This is a genomic window from Bacteroides reticulotermitis JCM 10512, from assembly GCF_000517545.1.
Lineage (GTDB): Bacteria > Bacteroidota > Bacteroidia > Bacteroidales > Bacteroidaceae > Bacteroides > Bacteroides reticulotermitis.
The window spans coordinates 129,056-144,845 of sequence record NZ_BAIV01000009.1 but is presented as its reverse complement, the minus strand read 5'-3'; the positions used below and the strand labels follow the sequence as shown (position 1 = coordinate 144,845).

The 15,790-nt window shown below is 43.4% G+C and carries 5 protein-coding genes and 4 pseudogenes; 8 read left to right on the top strand and 1 reads right to left on the bottom strand.

The genetic code is table 11. The annotated features are described in order from the left end of the window. Positions 1-194: 194 nt before the first annotated feature. Positions 195-1,362, top strand: a pseudogene (locus JCM10512_RS07485) (MFS transporter). 33 nt (positions 1,363-1,395) lie between these two features. Beyond that, entirely contained in the window at positions 1,396-2,280 is an 885-nt protein-coding gene (locus JCM10512_RS07480) for a carbohydrate kinase family protein (protein ID WP_044161829.1), read from the top strand. 18 nt (positions 2,281-2,298) lie between these two features. Here JCM10512_RS07480 and susR read toward each other — a convergent pair. After that, positions 2,299-3,893 (bottom strand): annotated as a pseudogene (susR, locus tag JCM10512_RS25225) (SusR family glycan utilization regulator). Positions 3,894-4,156: 263 nt separating this feature from the next. Between susR and JCM10512_RS07470 the strand changes: the two are divergent. From JCM10512_RS07470 to JCM10512_RS07445, 6 genes and pseudogenes are all read left to right on the top strand, one after another. Then, positions 4,157-6,000, top strand: a pseudogene (locus JCM10512_RS07470) (glycoside hydrolase family 13 protein). 58 nt (positions 6,001-6,058) lie between these two features. Then, on the top strand, positions 6,059-8,272 hold the full coding sequence (locus JCM10512_RS07465) for a glycoside hydrolase family 97 protein (protein ID WP_044161827.1): 2,214 nt from the start codon (positions 6,059-6,061) through the stop codon (positions 8,270-8,272). A 158-nt stretch (positions 8,273-8,430) separates the two neighbouring features. After that, complete coding sequence (locus JCM10512_RS07460; RefSeq protein WP_044161826.1) at positions 8,431-11,442, top strand: SusC/RagA family TonB-linked outer membrane protein; 3,012 nt, start codon at positions 8,431-8,433, stop codon at positions 11,440-11,442. Between the two features lie 22 nt (positions 11,443-11,464). Next, positions 11,465-13,122: pseudogene (susD, locus tag JCM10512_RS07455) on the top strand (starch-binding outer membrane lipoprotein SusD). 37 nt (positions 13,123-13,159) lie between these two features. After that, entirely contained in the window at positions 13,160-14,323 is a 1,164-nt protein-coding gene (locus JCM10512_RS07450) for a SusF/SusE family carbohydrate-binding protein (protein WP_044161869.1), read from the top strand. 25 nt (positions 14,324-14,348) lie between these two features. Continuing rightward, complete coding sequence (locus JCM10512_RS07445) at positions 14,349-15,776, top strand: Outer membrane protein SusF domain-containing protein (RefSeq protein ID WP_044161823.1); 1,428 nt, start codon at positions 14,349-14,351, stop codon at positions 15,774-15,776. The last annotated feature ends 14 nt before the right edge of the window (positions 15,777-15,790 follow it).

The following is a 15,790-nucleotide window of genomic DNA, read 5'->3' as shown; positions in this document are numbered from 1 at the left end:
TCTTGTTTCCCCTGGGGAAAACAAATTCTCACTAGGAGGAAACTAAATTCTCCCCAGGGCAAACTAAATTCTCATCGGTAGGAAACAAAACTCTTACCGGGGGGAGAATAAGGGCAACAAGGAAGGTATAGAAGATTAAGAACCGAAAGAAACGCTAACTAGGTATTAGTAACAAAACAATAATAACTGAAATAATGGAAAATACAAAAAACGCTTCTTTGTCCAAACTCATCCCGGTGATGTTTTGCTTCTTTGCGATGGGGTTTGTCGACTTGGTAGGCATTGCTTCTAACTATGTAAAAGCAGACTTGAATCTGACCGATTCGCAGGCGAACATCTTTCCGTCGCTGGTATTCTTTTGGTTCTTGATCTTCTCCGTACCTACGGGTATGTTGATGAGTCGCATCGGCCAGCGGAAAACTGTGCTGCTAAGTTTGGTCGTGACATTTGCCTCCTTGCTTTTGCCTGTGTTTGGTGATAGCTATATGTTGATGTTGATCTCTTTTTCGCTGCTGGGTATCGGAAACGCGCTGATGCAGACTTCACTGAATCCGTTGCTCTCGAATATTGTCCGTGGCGACCGTTTGGCAAGTAGTCTGACTTTCGGCCAGTTTGTGAAAGCCATCGCTTCTTTTCTTGCACCATACATTGCGATGTGGGGAGCTACCCAAACCATACCCTCTTTCGGACTGGGATGGCGTGTATTATTCCCTATCTATCTCATCATAGCTGTTGTAGCTATTCTTTTGCTTAACGGTGCACAGATTGAAGAAGAAAAGGAAGAGGGTAAACCTTCTACGCTCGGACAATGTCTGGCTTTGCTTGGTAAACCGTTTATTCTTCTTTCCTTTATCGGCATCATGTGTCACGTGGGAATTGATGTCGGAACCAACACAACAGCGCCTAAAATCTTGATGGAGCGTTTGAACATGGGACTCGACGAAGCGGCTTTTGCACCAGTCTCTACTTTATATTCCGTACGGCCGGTTGTTTCCTGGGATCGTTTATCCTACGTAAAATGTCCGCCAAATCATTCTTCGGGATTAGTGTGGCCATGATGCTTGTCGCTATGGCGGGGTTATTCGTTTTCCACGATAAACCGATGCTGTACGCTTGTATTGCCTTGATCGGCTTCGGTAACTCCAATGTGTTCTCGGTCATTTTCTCACAAGCGTTGCTTTCTATGCCGGGCAAGAAGAACGAGGTGTCGGGCTGATGATTATGGGACTCTTTGGTGGAACGATTTTTCCGCTGGCTATGGGAGTGGCTTCCGATGCGACTATGGGGCAGAATGGTGCCGTGGCTGTAATGACTGTTGGTGTACTTTATTTATTGCTTTACACCTTCCGCATCAGAAAATAGTATATATTTGATAAACTTTTAAATCCGCAGATCATGAACAATATAATCGTAGGAATGGGTGAGGCACTATGGGATGTGTTGCCCGAAGGAAAGAAAATAGGCGGTGCGCCTGCTAACTTCGCTTATCACATCTCACAGTTTGGCTACGACAGCCGGGTGGTGAGTGCCGTAGGACATGACGCCTTGGGCGACGAAATCTTGAAAGTCTTTGGTGAGAAAAAGGTGAAGCACCAGATTGAACGTGTCGATTATCCTACCGGTACGGTGCAGGTGACTTTAGACGGTGAGGGCGTGCCGTGCTATGAAATCAAAGAAGACGTAGCATGGGATAACATTCCTTTTACGGACGAATTGAAGCGTTTGGCCTTGAGCACGCGGGCGGTTTGCTTCGGTTCATTGGCACAACGTAGCGAGACAAGCCGTGCTACGATCAATCGTTTTCTCGATACAATGCCTGATGTGGAAGGACAGCTCAAGATATTCGATATCAACCTCCGTCAGGACTTCTATACCAAGGAGGTGCTGCGCGAATCTTTCCGCCGTTGCAATGTACTGAAGATAAATGACGAGGAATTGGTCACCATCAGTCGCATGTTTGGTTATCCGGGTATCGACTTACAGGATAAGTGTTGGATTCTGTTGGCCAAGTACAACCTGAAAATGTTGATTCTGACTTGTGGTATCAATGGTAGCTATGTGTTTACTCCGGGCGTCGTATCTTTTCAGGAAACGCCCAAGGTACCCGTTGCCGATACGGTAGGAGCAGGGGACTCCTTTACTGCTGCGTTTTGTGCGTCTATCTTAAAAGGTAACCCTGTTGCCGAGGCGCATAAACTGGCGGTAGAAGCTTCCGCCTATGTGTGTACGCAGAGTGGGGCCATGCCCGAACTTCCTGCTGTACTGAAAGAACGCTTGTAATATGGCTTGTGTGATGAATTATATATTCATCACACATTGCTCAAACTTCTCTTTATCGCCGATAGCTTTGTTACGTATCTTACTCCGGTAATTGTAAATCGTAGCCAGTGAATAGCCCAGAAAATGGGCAATCTGATTACTATCGGTCACTCCTAAACGAATTAATGCATAGATCCGAAGCTCGGGAGTCAGCAACTCGCCGGGTTTTGGTTCGATTCGTTCCTCTTCCAAAAGTAGTTGGTTGAAAGAGGTTATGAAATACGGAAAGAGTTCGAGGAACGACTTATCGAACTCCGTATAGAAGTTCTTCCGTTCATCTTGAATGAACTGTTCCGACTTAATGGTTTTAAACAAATCATCAATGCGCGACGCCATCGCCATCTTTGCCAGCGTGCGGCGATATAATTCCAACTTATCCAGATAAGTCACGCATCGTTCGAGATAACGGGCGATATACACCTCCTTGATCTTGCCTGTCTCCGCCAATTCTTTGTTGGTGTCTTGGAGTTGGCGGTTGGCTATGCTTAAATTACGACGCATAACCGAAAGCTTTTTCATCCAACGGTATAGGTAGAATATGGCCGCCAAAAGGAATAAAGACAGTATGCTGACGCTGATGAGCAGTGCCGAGAGATGATGCGCTCTTTTTGCTCTTTCACCTTATAGGCTTTGTCGATAATTGGAAAGAATTGAGTGACTTCAATAAACCGTAAACGGGCGTTGCACGAAACGGCATCTTCCATCGAGCAACTCAAATACTTATAGGCACGGTCGATGTCGCCGAGCTGATACATCAGCTGAGCCAGCTTTTGCAGGGAGGCATACTCCTTGACGGACGACTTCAAGTCTGTTATAGCAGTGAGTGTAAGATAGCATATTTCTTTCTCTTGGTTGTTTTTAACTTGATAAGCTTCGGCAAGCGTATAATAGATATATCCTTTCTGACGTTCGTCGGTAGATACTTTCAAGGCATCCTCAAGTAGCATAATAGCGCTGTCTTCTTGTCTGTTTACAATGCATTTCTCAGCCCAAGCTATATCTCTGTCTATGCCCGGGTCCATAGTAAGCATGATGGAATCGCGGTATAAATCGGTTAGCTGCACATATTTCAGCTTCTCGGCTTTATACGTGGTATAGTCGGCAATCCAACCGTAACAGGCACGATAGGTTCGGTAGTAGTATTCTAAAAGAGCTTTATCCAGCTTCTGGGGATCAACTTGCTTCAACTGGTTGAGGGCATCAACATACATACCCATTACGCCCATCACTTCTGCCCGGTTGATGAATATTTCGCATTCTAAATTCGGACGGTTCAGCATGGGAGCTATTTCGGCTTTCTTATTAATGTAATGCAGTGCCGAATCGGCTTGATAATGCAAATAGGCAATGAAAAGAGAACCGCATAAATCGTACTTCTCTTCGTTTTTATTCGCTTGGAGCAATTGCGCTTTTAAACTGTTTATACTTTTTTCCTTTTGGCTCTGGTATTCTATTTTATGCTTTATGACACGATCTAATTCTTTAAGAAGACTTTTATTGTCTTCCTTGTCTGCCGACAAGGTGAGTGGGTGAATAAATAGCAAAAACAGAAAGAAATAAGATTGGGCTTTCATACATTATTTATTAGGTATACTGCAAAGATATAAACTTTCTCTAATTATAGTAATTTATTTCAATGAAAAAACGCTTTATTTTGCCTCTTTTGCTTCATTTTGACTTATATTTTCACCTACTTGATTAGTCGTTAATTTGCTGGTAATCAACGTTTGTTTACTTGTAAATACTTCACTTTTTATTCTACTGCCGGAAATGAGCAGTTAAGAAGTCTATATTTGCATTACCAGTATGTGACACGAAACATTAAATCTTTAATAGTATGAAAAGAGTCTACCTATTTATAACTATCGTTTTACTCTTCACTTTCTCGCAAAGTGCACAGGCAGCTGTCATTCACAAAGTCGCTCCTTCTTTTTGGTGGGCTGGAATGAAGAACCCGGAACTTCAGATTTTACTCTATGGCGACAATATCTCGACTTCGGACGTTTATATTTCTTCAAAAGACATTGTACTAAAAGAGGTGGTGAAGCAGGAGAATCCAAACTATCTTCTCTTATATATAGATCTATCCGAAGCAACTCCGCAGACTTTCAACATACAGTTGAAACAAGGGAAGAAGCAAACTACCATTCCTTATGAAATAAAACAACGCGAACAGGGTGCTGCGAATAGAGAAGGTTTCAATTCAGGCGATGTACTTTATCTGATTATGCCCGACCGGTTTGCGAACGGTATTCCCGCTAACGACTTGGTACCGGGCATGTTGGAAGCTAAGGTCGATCGGAACAACTCATTTGCCCGTCACGGGGGCGACTTGAAAGGGATTGAGAACCATCTGGATTATATTGAAGACCTCGGCGTGACGGCTATCTGGCTAAACCCGATTCAGGAGAACGATATGCAAGAAGGCTCGTATCATGGGTATGCCATTACTGATTATTATCAGGTAGACCGCCGTTTCGGTACGAATGAAGACTTCAAACAGTTTGTTGACCGTACGCACGCCAAAGGGCTAAAGGTGGTTATGGATATGATATTCAACCATTGCGGAAGCGAAAACTACTTATTTAAAGATATGCCTTCGAAAGATTGGTTCAACTTTAAGGGAGAATATGTACAGACAACCTTTCAAACAGTTACCCAGTCGGATAACTACGCCACCGAATATGCCAAGAAGTTGGCCATCGATGGTTGGTTTACACAGGTGATGCCGGATTTAAATCAACGCAACCGCCATGTAGAAACCTACCTGACTCAGAATAGTATTTGGTGGATCGAGTACGCCGGAATTAACGGAATACGTCAAGATACGCATCCTTATGCCGACTTTGAGGGTATGGCGGACTGGTGTAAAGCGGTGAATGCTGAGTATCCTAACTTCAATATTGTAGGCGAAACTTGGCTGGGGAGCAATGTGCTTATCTCATATTGGCAGAAAGATAGCAAACTAGCCTATCCCCGAAACTCTTACTTACCGACTGTGATGGACTTCCCGTTGATGGGGGAGATGAACCGGGCTTTTGATGAAGAAACAACCGATTGGAATGGGGGACTTTTCCGTCTCTACGAATACTTATCGCAGGATGTTGTTTATACTGATCCGATGAATCTGCTGACTTTTCTCGACAATCACGATACTTCCCGTTTCTACCATTCGGATGCGGATACGAAGAACTTGAATCGCTACAAACAGGCAATGGCTTTTCTGCTGACTACACGCGGTATTCCACAAATCTATTACGGTACAGAAATATTGATGGCTGCTGATAAAGCAGATGGTGACGGGTCTTTACGTGCTGACTTCCCCGGCGGATGGCAGGTGATCCGGTCAATTGCTTTGACAGCCAGCAGCGTTCGGCAAAACAAAACGAAGCGTTTGCGTACTTGCAGAAACTGCTTCAATGGAGAAAAGGGAATGAAGTAATTGCGAAAGGTACACTGAAACATGTGGCACCCAACAAAGGGGTTTATGCATACGAACGTAAGTCAGGCAACCGGTCGGTAGTCGTTTTCCTAAACGGCAATGATCGCGAAGCATCGATCGACTTGACTCCGTATCGGGAAATGCTTCCGAAAACTACGGCAACCGATGTACTTACGGGCAGAAAGATCGAGTTAAGTAACGAACTAACGCTGGAGAGCAGGGGAGTATACTTATTTTAGTTCTAGTCACTAAAGGACTATGAAAAACGAGTAACACTATAATTTAATACCATACTATATGAATATGAAAAAGAAAATATCGATGATTGCGCTGCTTTGTGTATCGTTTATGGCGAATGCACAGCAGAAGCTAACTTCGCCCGATGGGAACTTGGTGATGACCTTCCAATTGAATGGCGAAGGAGCACCGGTGTACGACCTTACTTATAAAGAGAAGGCGGTGATAAAACCTAGTAAGCTAGGATTGGAGTTGAAAAGAGAGGATGCAGCCCGGACTGATTTTGATTGGGTGGACCGTAGAGATCTTACTAAGCTTGATTCGAAAACGAATCTATATAGCGGCTTCGAAATAAAAGATACGAAGACAGCTACATTTGACGAGACTTGGCAACCGGTTTGGGGGGAAGAAAAGGACATCCGCAATCATTATAATGAGTTGGCGGTGACTTTGCAACAACCGATGAATGAACGGACACTTGTACTACGCTTCCGTTTGTTTAACGATGGATTGGGCTTTCGGTACGAATTTCCGCAGCAGAAGAACCTGAATTACTTCATCATCAAAGAAGAACATTCGCAGTTTGCAATGGCAGGTGACCACACGGCTTTCTGGCTGCCGGGTGATTATGATACACAGGAATATGACTATACTACTTCTCGTCTGTCGCAAATCAGGGGATTGATGAAAGAGGCTATCACTCCGAACTCTTCGCAGACTCCTTTCTCGCCAACAGGCGTACAGACTGCACTGATGATGAAGACGGATGACGGACTATACATCAACTTGCATGAGGCAGCTCTGATCGAGTACTCTTGCATGCATTTGAATCTGGATGATAAGAATATGGTGTTCGAGTCTTGGTTGACTCCCGATGCGAAAGGCGATAAGGGATACTTGCAATCTCCTTGCACGTCTCCATGGCGTACGATTATTGTAAGTGATGATGCCCGTCAAGTTTTGGCTTCCCGCATCACGCTGAACCTGAACGAACCGTGTAAAATTGCTGATACATCTTGGATTAAACCGGTGAAGTACATTGGAATATGGTGGGATATGATTACCGGTAAAGGCTCTTGGGCTTACACAGACGAGCTGACTAGCGTGAAACTTGGCGAAACAGACTATACGAAGACCAAGCCGAATGGCAAGCACTCCGCTAATACAGCAAACGTGAAACGTTATATTGACTTTGCAGCAGCCCATGGTTTTGATGCACTGCTTGTGGAAGGGTGGAATGAAGGTTGGGAAGACTGGTTCGGCAATAGCAAGGACTATGTATTCGACTTTGTTACTCCGTATCCCGATTTTGATGTGAAAGAGATTCACCGCTATGCAGCAAGCAAAGGCATTAAGATGATGATGCATCACGAGACTTCAGCTTCTGTTCGCAACTACGAACGTCACATGAATCAAGCCTATCAGTTTATGGTAGACAACGGCTACAATTCCGTGAAGAGCGGTTATGTAGGCAATATCATTCCCCGTGGCGAACATCATTACGGTCAATGGATGAATAACCATTACCTCTATGCTGTGAAGAAGGCTGCCGATTATAAGATTATGGTCAATGCGCACGAAGCGGTTCGTCCTACAGGAGTCTACCGTACCTATCCGAATCTGATCGGAAACGAATCTGCCCGTGGAACAGAATATGAGTCATTCGGTGGCAATAAGGTGAATCATACTACGATTCTACCTTTTACCCGTCTGCTTGGCGGACCGATGGATTACACGCCGGGCATCTTCGAAACGCATTGCAACCGGATGAATCCGGCAAATAATTCGCAAGTACGTTCCACCATTGCCCGCCAATTGGCATTGTACGTAACGATGTACAGTCCGTTGCAAATGGCAGCCGATATTCCTGAAAACTACGAGCGCTTCATGGATGCTTTCCAGTTTATTAAAGATGTCGCTTTGGATTGGGACGAGAGTAACTATCTGGAAGCTGAGCCGGGACAGTATATTACCATTGCCCGTAAAGCAAAAGGCACAGGCGATTGGTATGTGGGATGTACAGCTGGCGAAGGAGGACATACTTCTAAATTAGTATTTGATTTCTTGGATCCGGCTAAGCAATACGTAGCCACAGTTTATGCCGATGCGAAAGATGCCGATTGGAAAGACAACCCGCAGGCGTATACGATTAAGAAAGGTATCTTGACAGCTAAGAGTAAACTAAGTCTGCATGCTGCCAACGGTGGAGGTTATGCAATCAGTATTAAAGAGGTTAAAGATAAATCAGAGGTAAAGGGGGTAAAAAGATTGTGATTGAGAGAGGGCGTTGACTGGTTGATAAGGGGAGGGAGAAGAGCATAAAATCCCTTATCCCCACCCTTTCAGCTAGTCTAACAGCTAGGAATTCCATTTTTGATAGGTATTTTAAGAGAAATTGTTTGTAAGTAGAAAATTAACTTTAAATTAAGGACATGAAAAAGAAATTTATGTTGAGATCCCTACTCATGATCATGGTAGGGTTATTCCTTTCCGTCGGAGCTTTTGCCCAGCAAATAACGGTGAAGGGGCATGTAAAAGACGCAACTGGCGAACCGATAATCGGTGCTAATGTACTGGTGAAAGGTACAAAAAGCGGAGTTATCACCGACTTCGATGGTAACTTCCAGTTGAAGACCGATCGAGGGGCTGTTCTTGTAATTTCATTTGTAGGCTACCAGGCTGTGGAATTGGCTGCTGCCCCGGTTGTGAATGTAACGTTGAAAGACGACTCACAATTACTGCAAGATGTAGTGGTTATCGGTTATGGTACCGTTAAGAAGAACGATGCAACAGGTTCCGTTACAGCCATCAAACCGGATGAGTTGAGCAAAGGTATTACGACAAACGCACAAGATATGTTAGCCGGTAAAGTTGCCGGTGTGAGTGTTATCTCGAATGACGGAACCCCGGGCGCAGGTTCACAGATCCGCATTCGTGGAGGATCTTCGTTGAATGCCAGCAATGATCCGTTGATCGTAATCGACGGTTTGGCTATCGATAATCAGGGTATCAAAGGTATGTCGAACGGTCTGTCAATGGTAAACCCTGCCGATATCGAAACATTTACCGTATTAAAAGACGCTTCGGCAACTGCGATCTATGGTTCGCGTGCTTCCAATGGAGTAATCATTATAACCACTAAAAAAGGTCAAGGGAAACAAGCACCTAAAGTCAGCTATAACGGTTATGTCAGTTTATCTACCACTCAGAAACGTTATGATGTATTATCCGGTGATGAGTATCGGGCTTACGCATCTGAGTTATGGGGTGGGAAACTTCCTACAGAACTAGGTACAGCCAATACAGACTGGCAAGATCAGATTTTCCGCACATCTGTAAGTACTGACCACCACGTATCTGTAACCGGTGGGTTTAAGAATGTGCCATATCGTATCTCCTTAGGGTACACGAATGATAGTGGTATTGTGAAAACTTCTAATTTTCAACGTCTGACGGCTTCTATTAGTCTGTCTCCTTCGTTCTTTAACGACTATTTGAAGTTCAATATCAACGCTAAATATATGAACGGTAAAAACCGTTATGCCGATACTGGCGCTGCAATTGGTGGGGCACTTGCTGCCGATCCTACACGTCCTGTTTATGATAGTGGTGAAGCTTACCAATTTACCGGAGGTTATTGGCAGAATATACTGAATAGTTCAGGTTTTAGTGATCCGGAATGGAAATATACGGTGAATAAACAATCAGCTCAAAACCCTTTGGCTGCATTGGAGTTAAGGAATGACAAAGCGAATAGTAATGACTTTGTTGGAAATGTAGATGTTGATTACAAGTTGCACTTCTTCCCAGACATTCATGTACATGCCAGTGTGGGTGGTGAATATGCGGAAGGTACTCAAACGACGCTGGTTTCTCCATATTCGTTTTCTAACAACTATTATGGTTGGGACGGTTCCGCGACACAATATAAATATAATCTTTCCTATAACATCTACGCTCAGTATATTAAGTCTTTAGGTTCTCACGACTTTGATGTAATGATCGGTGGAGAGGAACAACACTTTCATCGCAATGGATTTGATGAAGGGCAAGGTTGGGATTATTATAAAGGAGAAGCTGTTGACGCCTCTTTGCGTCAACAAACAGCTTATGCGACCCGGAATACACTTGTTTCTTATTTTGGGCGATTGAATTACACTTTATTAAATCGCTACCTGCTTACTTTCACCATGCGCTTTGATGGTTCTTCGCGCTTCTCGGAAGATAATCGTTGGGGAACATTCCCGTCACTAGCTTTAGGATGGAAGATAAAGGAAGAAAATTTCCTGAAAGATATCAATTATCTCTCCGATTTGAAACTCCGTTTAGGATGGGGTATTACCGGACAGCAGGATATAGGTGACGATTTTGCTTATCTACCTCTCTATATAAGTAGCAATGATTATGCTCAATATGCGTTTGGAGATGTCTATTATCCGACCTTGCGTCCGAAGGCATTTAACCAGGATTTGAAATGGGAAAAAACAACGACCTGGAATGCCGGTTTGGACTTCGGTTTCCTGAATGGCCGGATTGCAGGTGCTGTAGACGGGTATTATCGTAAAACAGATGATTTGCTGAACACAGTGAAGATTCCGGTAGGAACGAACTTTAATGCGCAAATGATGCAAAATATCGGTTCGCTAAAGAATTATGGATTGGAATTCTCGATAAACGCAAAGCCTGTGGTAACGAAGAATTTCACGTGGGATCTAACCTATAACGTGACTTGGAATCATAATGAGATTACCAAATTGACCGGTGGAGACGATAGTGATTATTATGTAGAGACAGGTGATAAGATCTCCAGAGGTAACAATACCAAGATACAAGCCAACAAAGTTGGGTATGCTGCCAACTCATATTACGTATATCAACAAGTGTATGACGCGAACGGAAAACCGATTGAGAATATGTTTGTAGACCGTAATGGTGATGGCAAAATAAACAGTGCCGATAAATACATGTATAAGAAACCGGCCGCTGATGTCATGATGGGATTAACCTCAAAGATGCTTTATAAGGACTGGGATTTCAGTTTTGCTCTTCGGGCAAGTTTGAATAACTATGTGTATTATGATTTCTTGAGCAATAGGGCTAATGTAAGTACTACCGGACTGTATTCAAATAACGCGTATTCGAATACAACTGCCGAAGCGGTAGCCTTGGGCTTTACCGGTGCAGGTGACTATGCGATGAGTGATTACTTTGTCCGGAATGCGTCTTTTGTACGTTGTGATAATATTACCCTTGGTTATACATTCGCTGATTTGTTTAATTATAACGGGTATAAAGGGATTGGCGGACGTATTTACGCAACTGTTCAGAACCCATTTATTATAACTAAATATAAGGGACTTGACCCCGAAGTGAGAAGTGGTATAGACAACAATCCTTATCCAAGAGCGATGAGTTTCTTGTTGGGTTTAAGTCTTCAGTTCTAATCGTAACTAAATCAGAATAATTATGAAAGCAAGATATATAAAAAAGACATTATCAGTTGCACTGATTGTTTCTGCTATGTTGGGAACAGCCTCGTGCATCAATAACTTGGACATCAGCCCGATCGATCCTCAGGCTAGTGGGAGCTTTGATCAAAATTCGGTGTTTGTAAAAACCTATGCTTTATTGGGAGTAACCGGGCAACAGGGACCCGCCGGCTCTGCTGACTTGGATGGACAGGATGAAGGAGAGTCCGGTTTCTATCGTACCATCTTTAATTGCAACGAGCTATCGTCTGACGAGTGTGTATGGGCATGGCAGGAAAATGTGGACATCCCGCAGTATACGAATATAGCCTGGAACTCTTCAAGTCAACGTACCGAATGGGTATATACCGTCTGGGTTATAACATTACTCAGCTAAACTTTTTCTTGGATAATACAGAGGGTAAAACAGATGCGGAGTCACTGCGTCAACGTGCTGAGGTACGCTTCTTGCGTGCATTGCATTATTCCTACTTCCTCGATTTGTTCGGAAAGGCTCCTTTTAAAGAACATTTCAACAACGAACTTCCAATAGAGAAGAAGGGAAGTGACCTATATAGCTACATACAGAATGAGTTGAAGGAGTGTGAAGTGGATATGTATGAGCCTCGTCAGGCACCTTTCGGTCGCGCAGATAAAGTAGCCAACTGGTTATTGCGTGCCCGTTTGTATCTGAATGCGGAAGTTTATACCGGACAGGCAGACTATGGACAAGCCAGAGATTTCTCTACCAAAGTGATTGAATCGAGTTATGAATTATCTCCTCGGTACGATGCACTCTTTATGGCTGATAACGATGAGAATGCCAAAGCTATGCAGGAAATTATTTTCCCTATCCGCCAAGACGGAGTGAAAATTCGCAGCCATAGTGGTTCGTCTTGTGTTATCAATGCTACGCGTATAGCCGGAATGCCACGTATAGGAACTACCAATGGATGGAGTTGTATCTTTGCCCGTGCAGCCTTGATTCAGAAGTTCTTCCCCAATCTGGAAAATGTACCTATGTTGCCTGGCAATGTTGAAAAGCCAGGAGCAGGTGAACTTAGTTCCGATGAGAAGATAGATGCTTTTGATGAGCAATACGGAACTCGGACTGTTGATATGATTCAAGCAGCAGGTGATGATCGAGCTCTATTTTACTCCGGTATCGGTGGAGGTATTCGTAAAATTAAGACAGACGCCATTACTACATTTACTGATGGATTGTCTATCGTAAAATGGCAAAATATCCGTTCGGACGGAGGTGCAACCCATCATGCCGAATTCCCGGATACGGATATTCCTTTGTTCCGTCTGGCTGAAGCTTATCTGACTCGTGCAGAAGCATTGTTCCGCTTAGGAGAAGATGGTGCGTTGGCAGATATCAAGAAACTTCGTGAGCGTGCTAATTGTACGAAACAAATTCAGACATTGACAGAAAGAGAGCTTATCGATGAGTGGTCTCGTGAGTTTTATCTGGAAGGACGTCGTCGTTCGGATCTGGTCCGCTTCGGTATGTATACGACCAGTAAATATCTCTGGGACTGGAAAGGTGGTGTACAGAATGGTACTTCCGTATCTTCGTTCTACAATGTTTATCCTATTCCTGTTTCGGATTTGAACAATAATAGGAATATGACGCAGAATACAGGATATTAATTAGTCGTTTAGAATTAACATTAAAAGTATGTATATTATGAAAAAGATATTCAACATATTGCTACTCGGAGTATTCGCTTTGCCGATGTTCACTGCATGCGAAACGGATGATGAGAGTAATCCGATATTGAATGAGCCGACTTCATTTGTATTAAATGTGCCGCCGTATGCGGTCAATAATGTATACGACCTGAAGAATGGCAAAAGCGTGGAACTAACTTGCTCACAACCTGATTATGGTTTTCCGGCTTCCACCACTTATACGGTTCAGATATCATTGGATTCGGAGTTTACGGAAGAAACAAGTGATGCCAAAGCAAACTATGCTTCATTGGAAACCTTGTACTCTACAGCTAAAATGGAAGTGGTTGCTTCCGATATGAATGCTGCTCTTTTAGAGCTATGGTCGGTAAAGAACGAAGGACAACCTCTTCCGTCAGAGCCGGTAAGTATATCCGTTCGTTTAAAAGCATTTATAACAGGTAGCAATAAGGGAGTATGCTTATCGAATGTGATCGGAATGAACGTATTGGGTACCAATGAAAAGACATTGGAATTGCCTGAGAATATGTTACTCGTTGGTTCAATGTTGAACAATTGGAGTGTATGGAAGCCTATGGCAAAGGCATCTGGACTAAACGGTCAGTTCTGGGCATTGGTCTATTTTGAAGAGAATGCAGAATTCAAGTTCGGTACGAAAGAGAATGAATATATAGGTGGAGATGATACCCGTGTTAAGTTGGAAGACAAAGCAAACTCCGGTTTGACGGCAGCTAGTAATGGCAATATACTTGTTCCGACAGCCGGCTGGTACACCGTTTATATCAAAGTGGCCGTAAAAGGTAGTGAGTATGGATTTGATATTATGTTCTATCCGGGTGAAGTATATTTGTTCGGTGAAACGAATGGTGGAGTATGGGAATACAATGAAAATTGGAAGTTTACTATACCAACTCAGGCGGATGGAGATTTCGTTTCCCCTGCCACGATCGCTACCGGTGAAGCTCGTTTGTGTGTAAAGACCGATATAGACTGGTGGAGAACTGAGTTTACACTTCATAACGGTACAATTTTCTATCGCGAAAATAACAATATAGGTACGAGCTGGAGCAGTGATATGGGAGCCGAGTACTCTGTACAACCTGTAGTCGGTAATGTCATTCTTCTGAACTTTACTACCGGTACGGGAAAATTGCAGTAATTAATCTTAAAACTAGAGATTCAACATGAAAAAACAATTGATATACGTAGGAATGTTTCTGGCAATGGCAGGACTATCCGCATGTAATGAAGATTATAAGGACTGGGCTGACCCCCAGTCCAATCCCCAGGAAGATGCAACTTCACAGATGACCGCTGTGTTTGCTGCTGGTAAAGATGCTAACATCGATATGGGAACAGCTACCGCTGATTCTGTAGAAATAGTTAAGTTAGTATCGTCCACTGCTGATAAAGGGAGTGTGATCTCGTTCAAATCAGTAACTTTGAATGATACTTATACGCTACCTTTTACTCAAGAGGCTGATGTTATGAAAGTATCTTTGGCTCAACTGGATAGTGTAACTCAACTGGCTTATCAAAGTCGCGCCAGTGTAGAGCGAGAGTTGAAACTTACGCTTAAAGCGGTGGCAATTGCTTCAAATGGAGAGGCCATTCTACTTTCTGGTAACGAGTTGGCTATTAAGCTAAAGCCTGCACCCACTCCCGAGGTTGATCCCGTTGGATATTATATAGTTGGCGACTTTAGAGGTTGGAATGCTGAGGGTGCTTTAGCTATGACCAAAGATCCGACAAAGGAAAACTTCTATACGCTAGAGGTTGAAACAGAGTTGGAAGATCAAAACTTTAAGATATTTCCTGCTGCTGCAATAACGGACGAGATAGACTGGACTAAGGCTCTGGGAAGCAATGTGGATGGTGATACATCGGAAGAAAATTTTATATACTGGGACAATGCCCAAGCTATTAAAATACATGCCGCAGGCAAAATGAAGATAACTTTAGATGTTACGAACTATCGCTATACCGTAAAAGACAATAGTGCTCCATCCGAACTCTATATGACCGGTAGCGGATATGGTTGGGGAGGTGCTTGGATACCATTTGTTCCGGTAAATAGTACCAAGGGTACATTCTGGGGGATTTACCATTTTGATATTGATGAAGAAGTGAAGTTTGCTCCGCAAGCTGGTTGGGGAAATGACTTTGGTTTTGTTACGATCTCGGAAGAGTCTATTTCGCGTGCCGGATTGAGTGATTCGGGTGGTAATATTAAAATAGGAAAAGCCGGCTGGTATTTGGTTTATGTATCTGTTGTAGGTAATGAGAAAACGGTCGATTTCTATGCTCCGCATGTTTACCTGATAGGAGGTACTGCGAAGGGAGGTTGGGCAGAACAACTGACAGAGAACGACTTATTCACTATTCCGTCAACAGCAGATGGAGAGTTTGTTTCGCCGGCATTTAGCGCAAGTGATAAAGTTCGTATTTGTGTGCACCCGAAAGAGAATCTGGACTGGTGGAAAACTGAGTTTATTGTATTGGCAGGAAAGATTGCTTACCGTGGAAACGGAAGCGATCAGGAAGCTGTAGAAGGTACAATGGGACAGAAAGTTTATCTGAAGTTCGGTGATAATACGGGTGAAATAAAATAGTTTCGTTATATTCT

Excerpts from the sequence above, each read along its gene's own strand:
- JCM10512_RS07450 (WP_044161869.1), top strand. The coding sequence starts at position 13,160 with ATGAAAAAGATATTCAACATATTGCTACTCGGAGTATTCGCTTTGCCG.
- JCM10512_RS07460 (WP_044161826.1), top strand. The coding sequence starts at position 8,431 with ATGAAAAAGAAATTTATGTTGAGATCCCTACTCATGATCATGGTAGGG.
- JCM10512_RS07480 (WP_044161829.1), top strand. The coding sequence starts at position 1,396 with ATGAACAATATAATCGTAGGAATGGGTGAGGCACTATGGGATGTGTTG.
- JCM10512_RS07465 (WP_044161827.1), top strand. The coding sequence starts at position 6,059 with ATGAATATGAAAAAGAAAATATCGATGATTGCGCTGCTTTGTGTATCG.
- JCM10512_RS07445 (WP_044161823.1), top strand. The coding sequence starts at position 14,349 with ATGAAAAAACAATTGATATACGTAGGAATGTTTCTGGCAATGGCAGGA.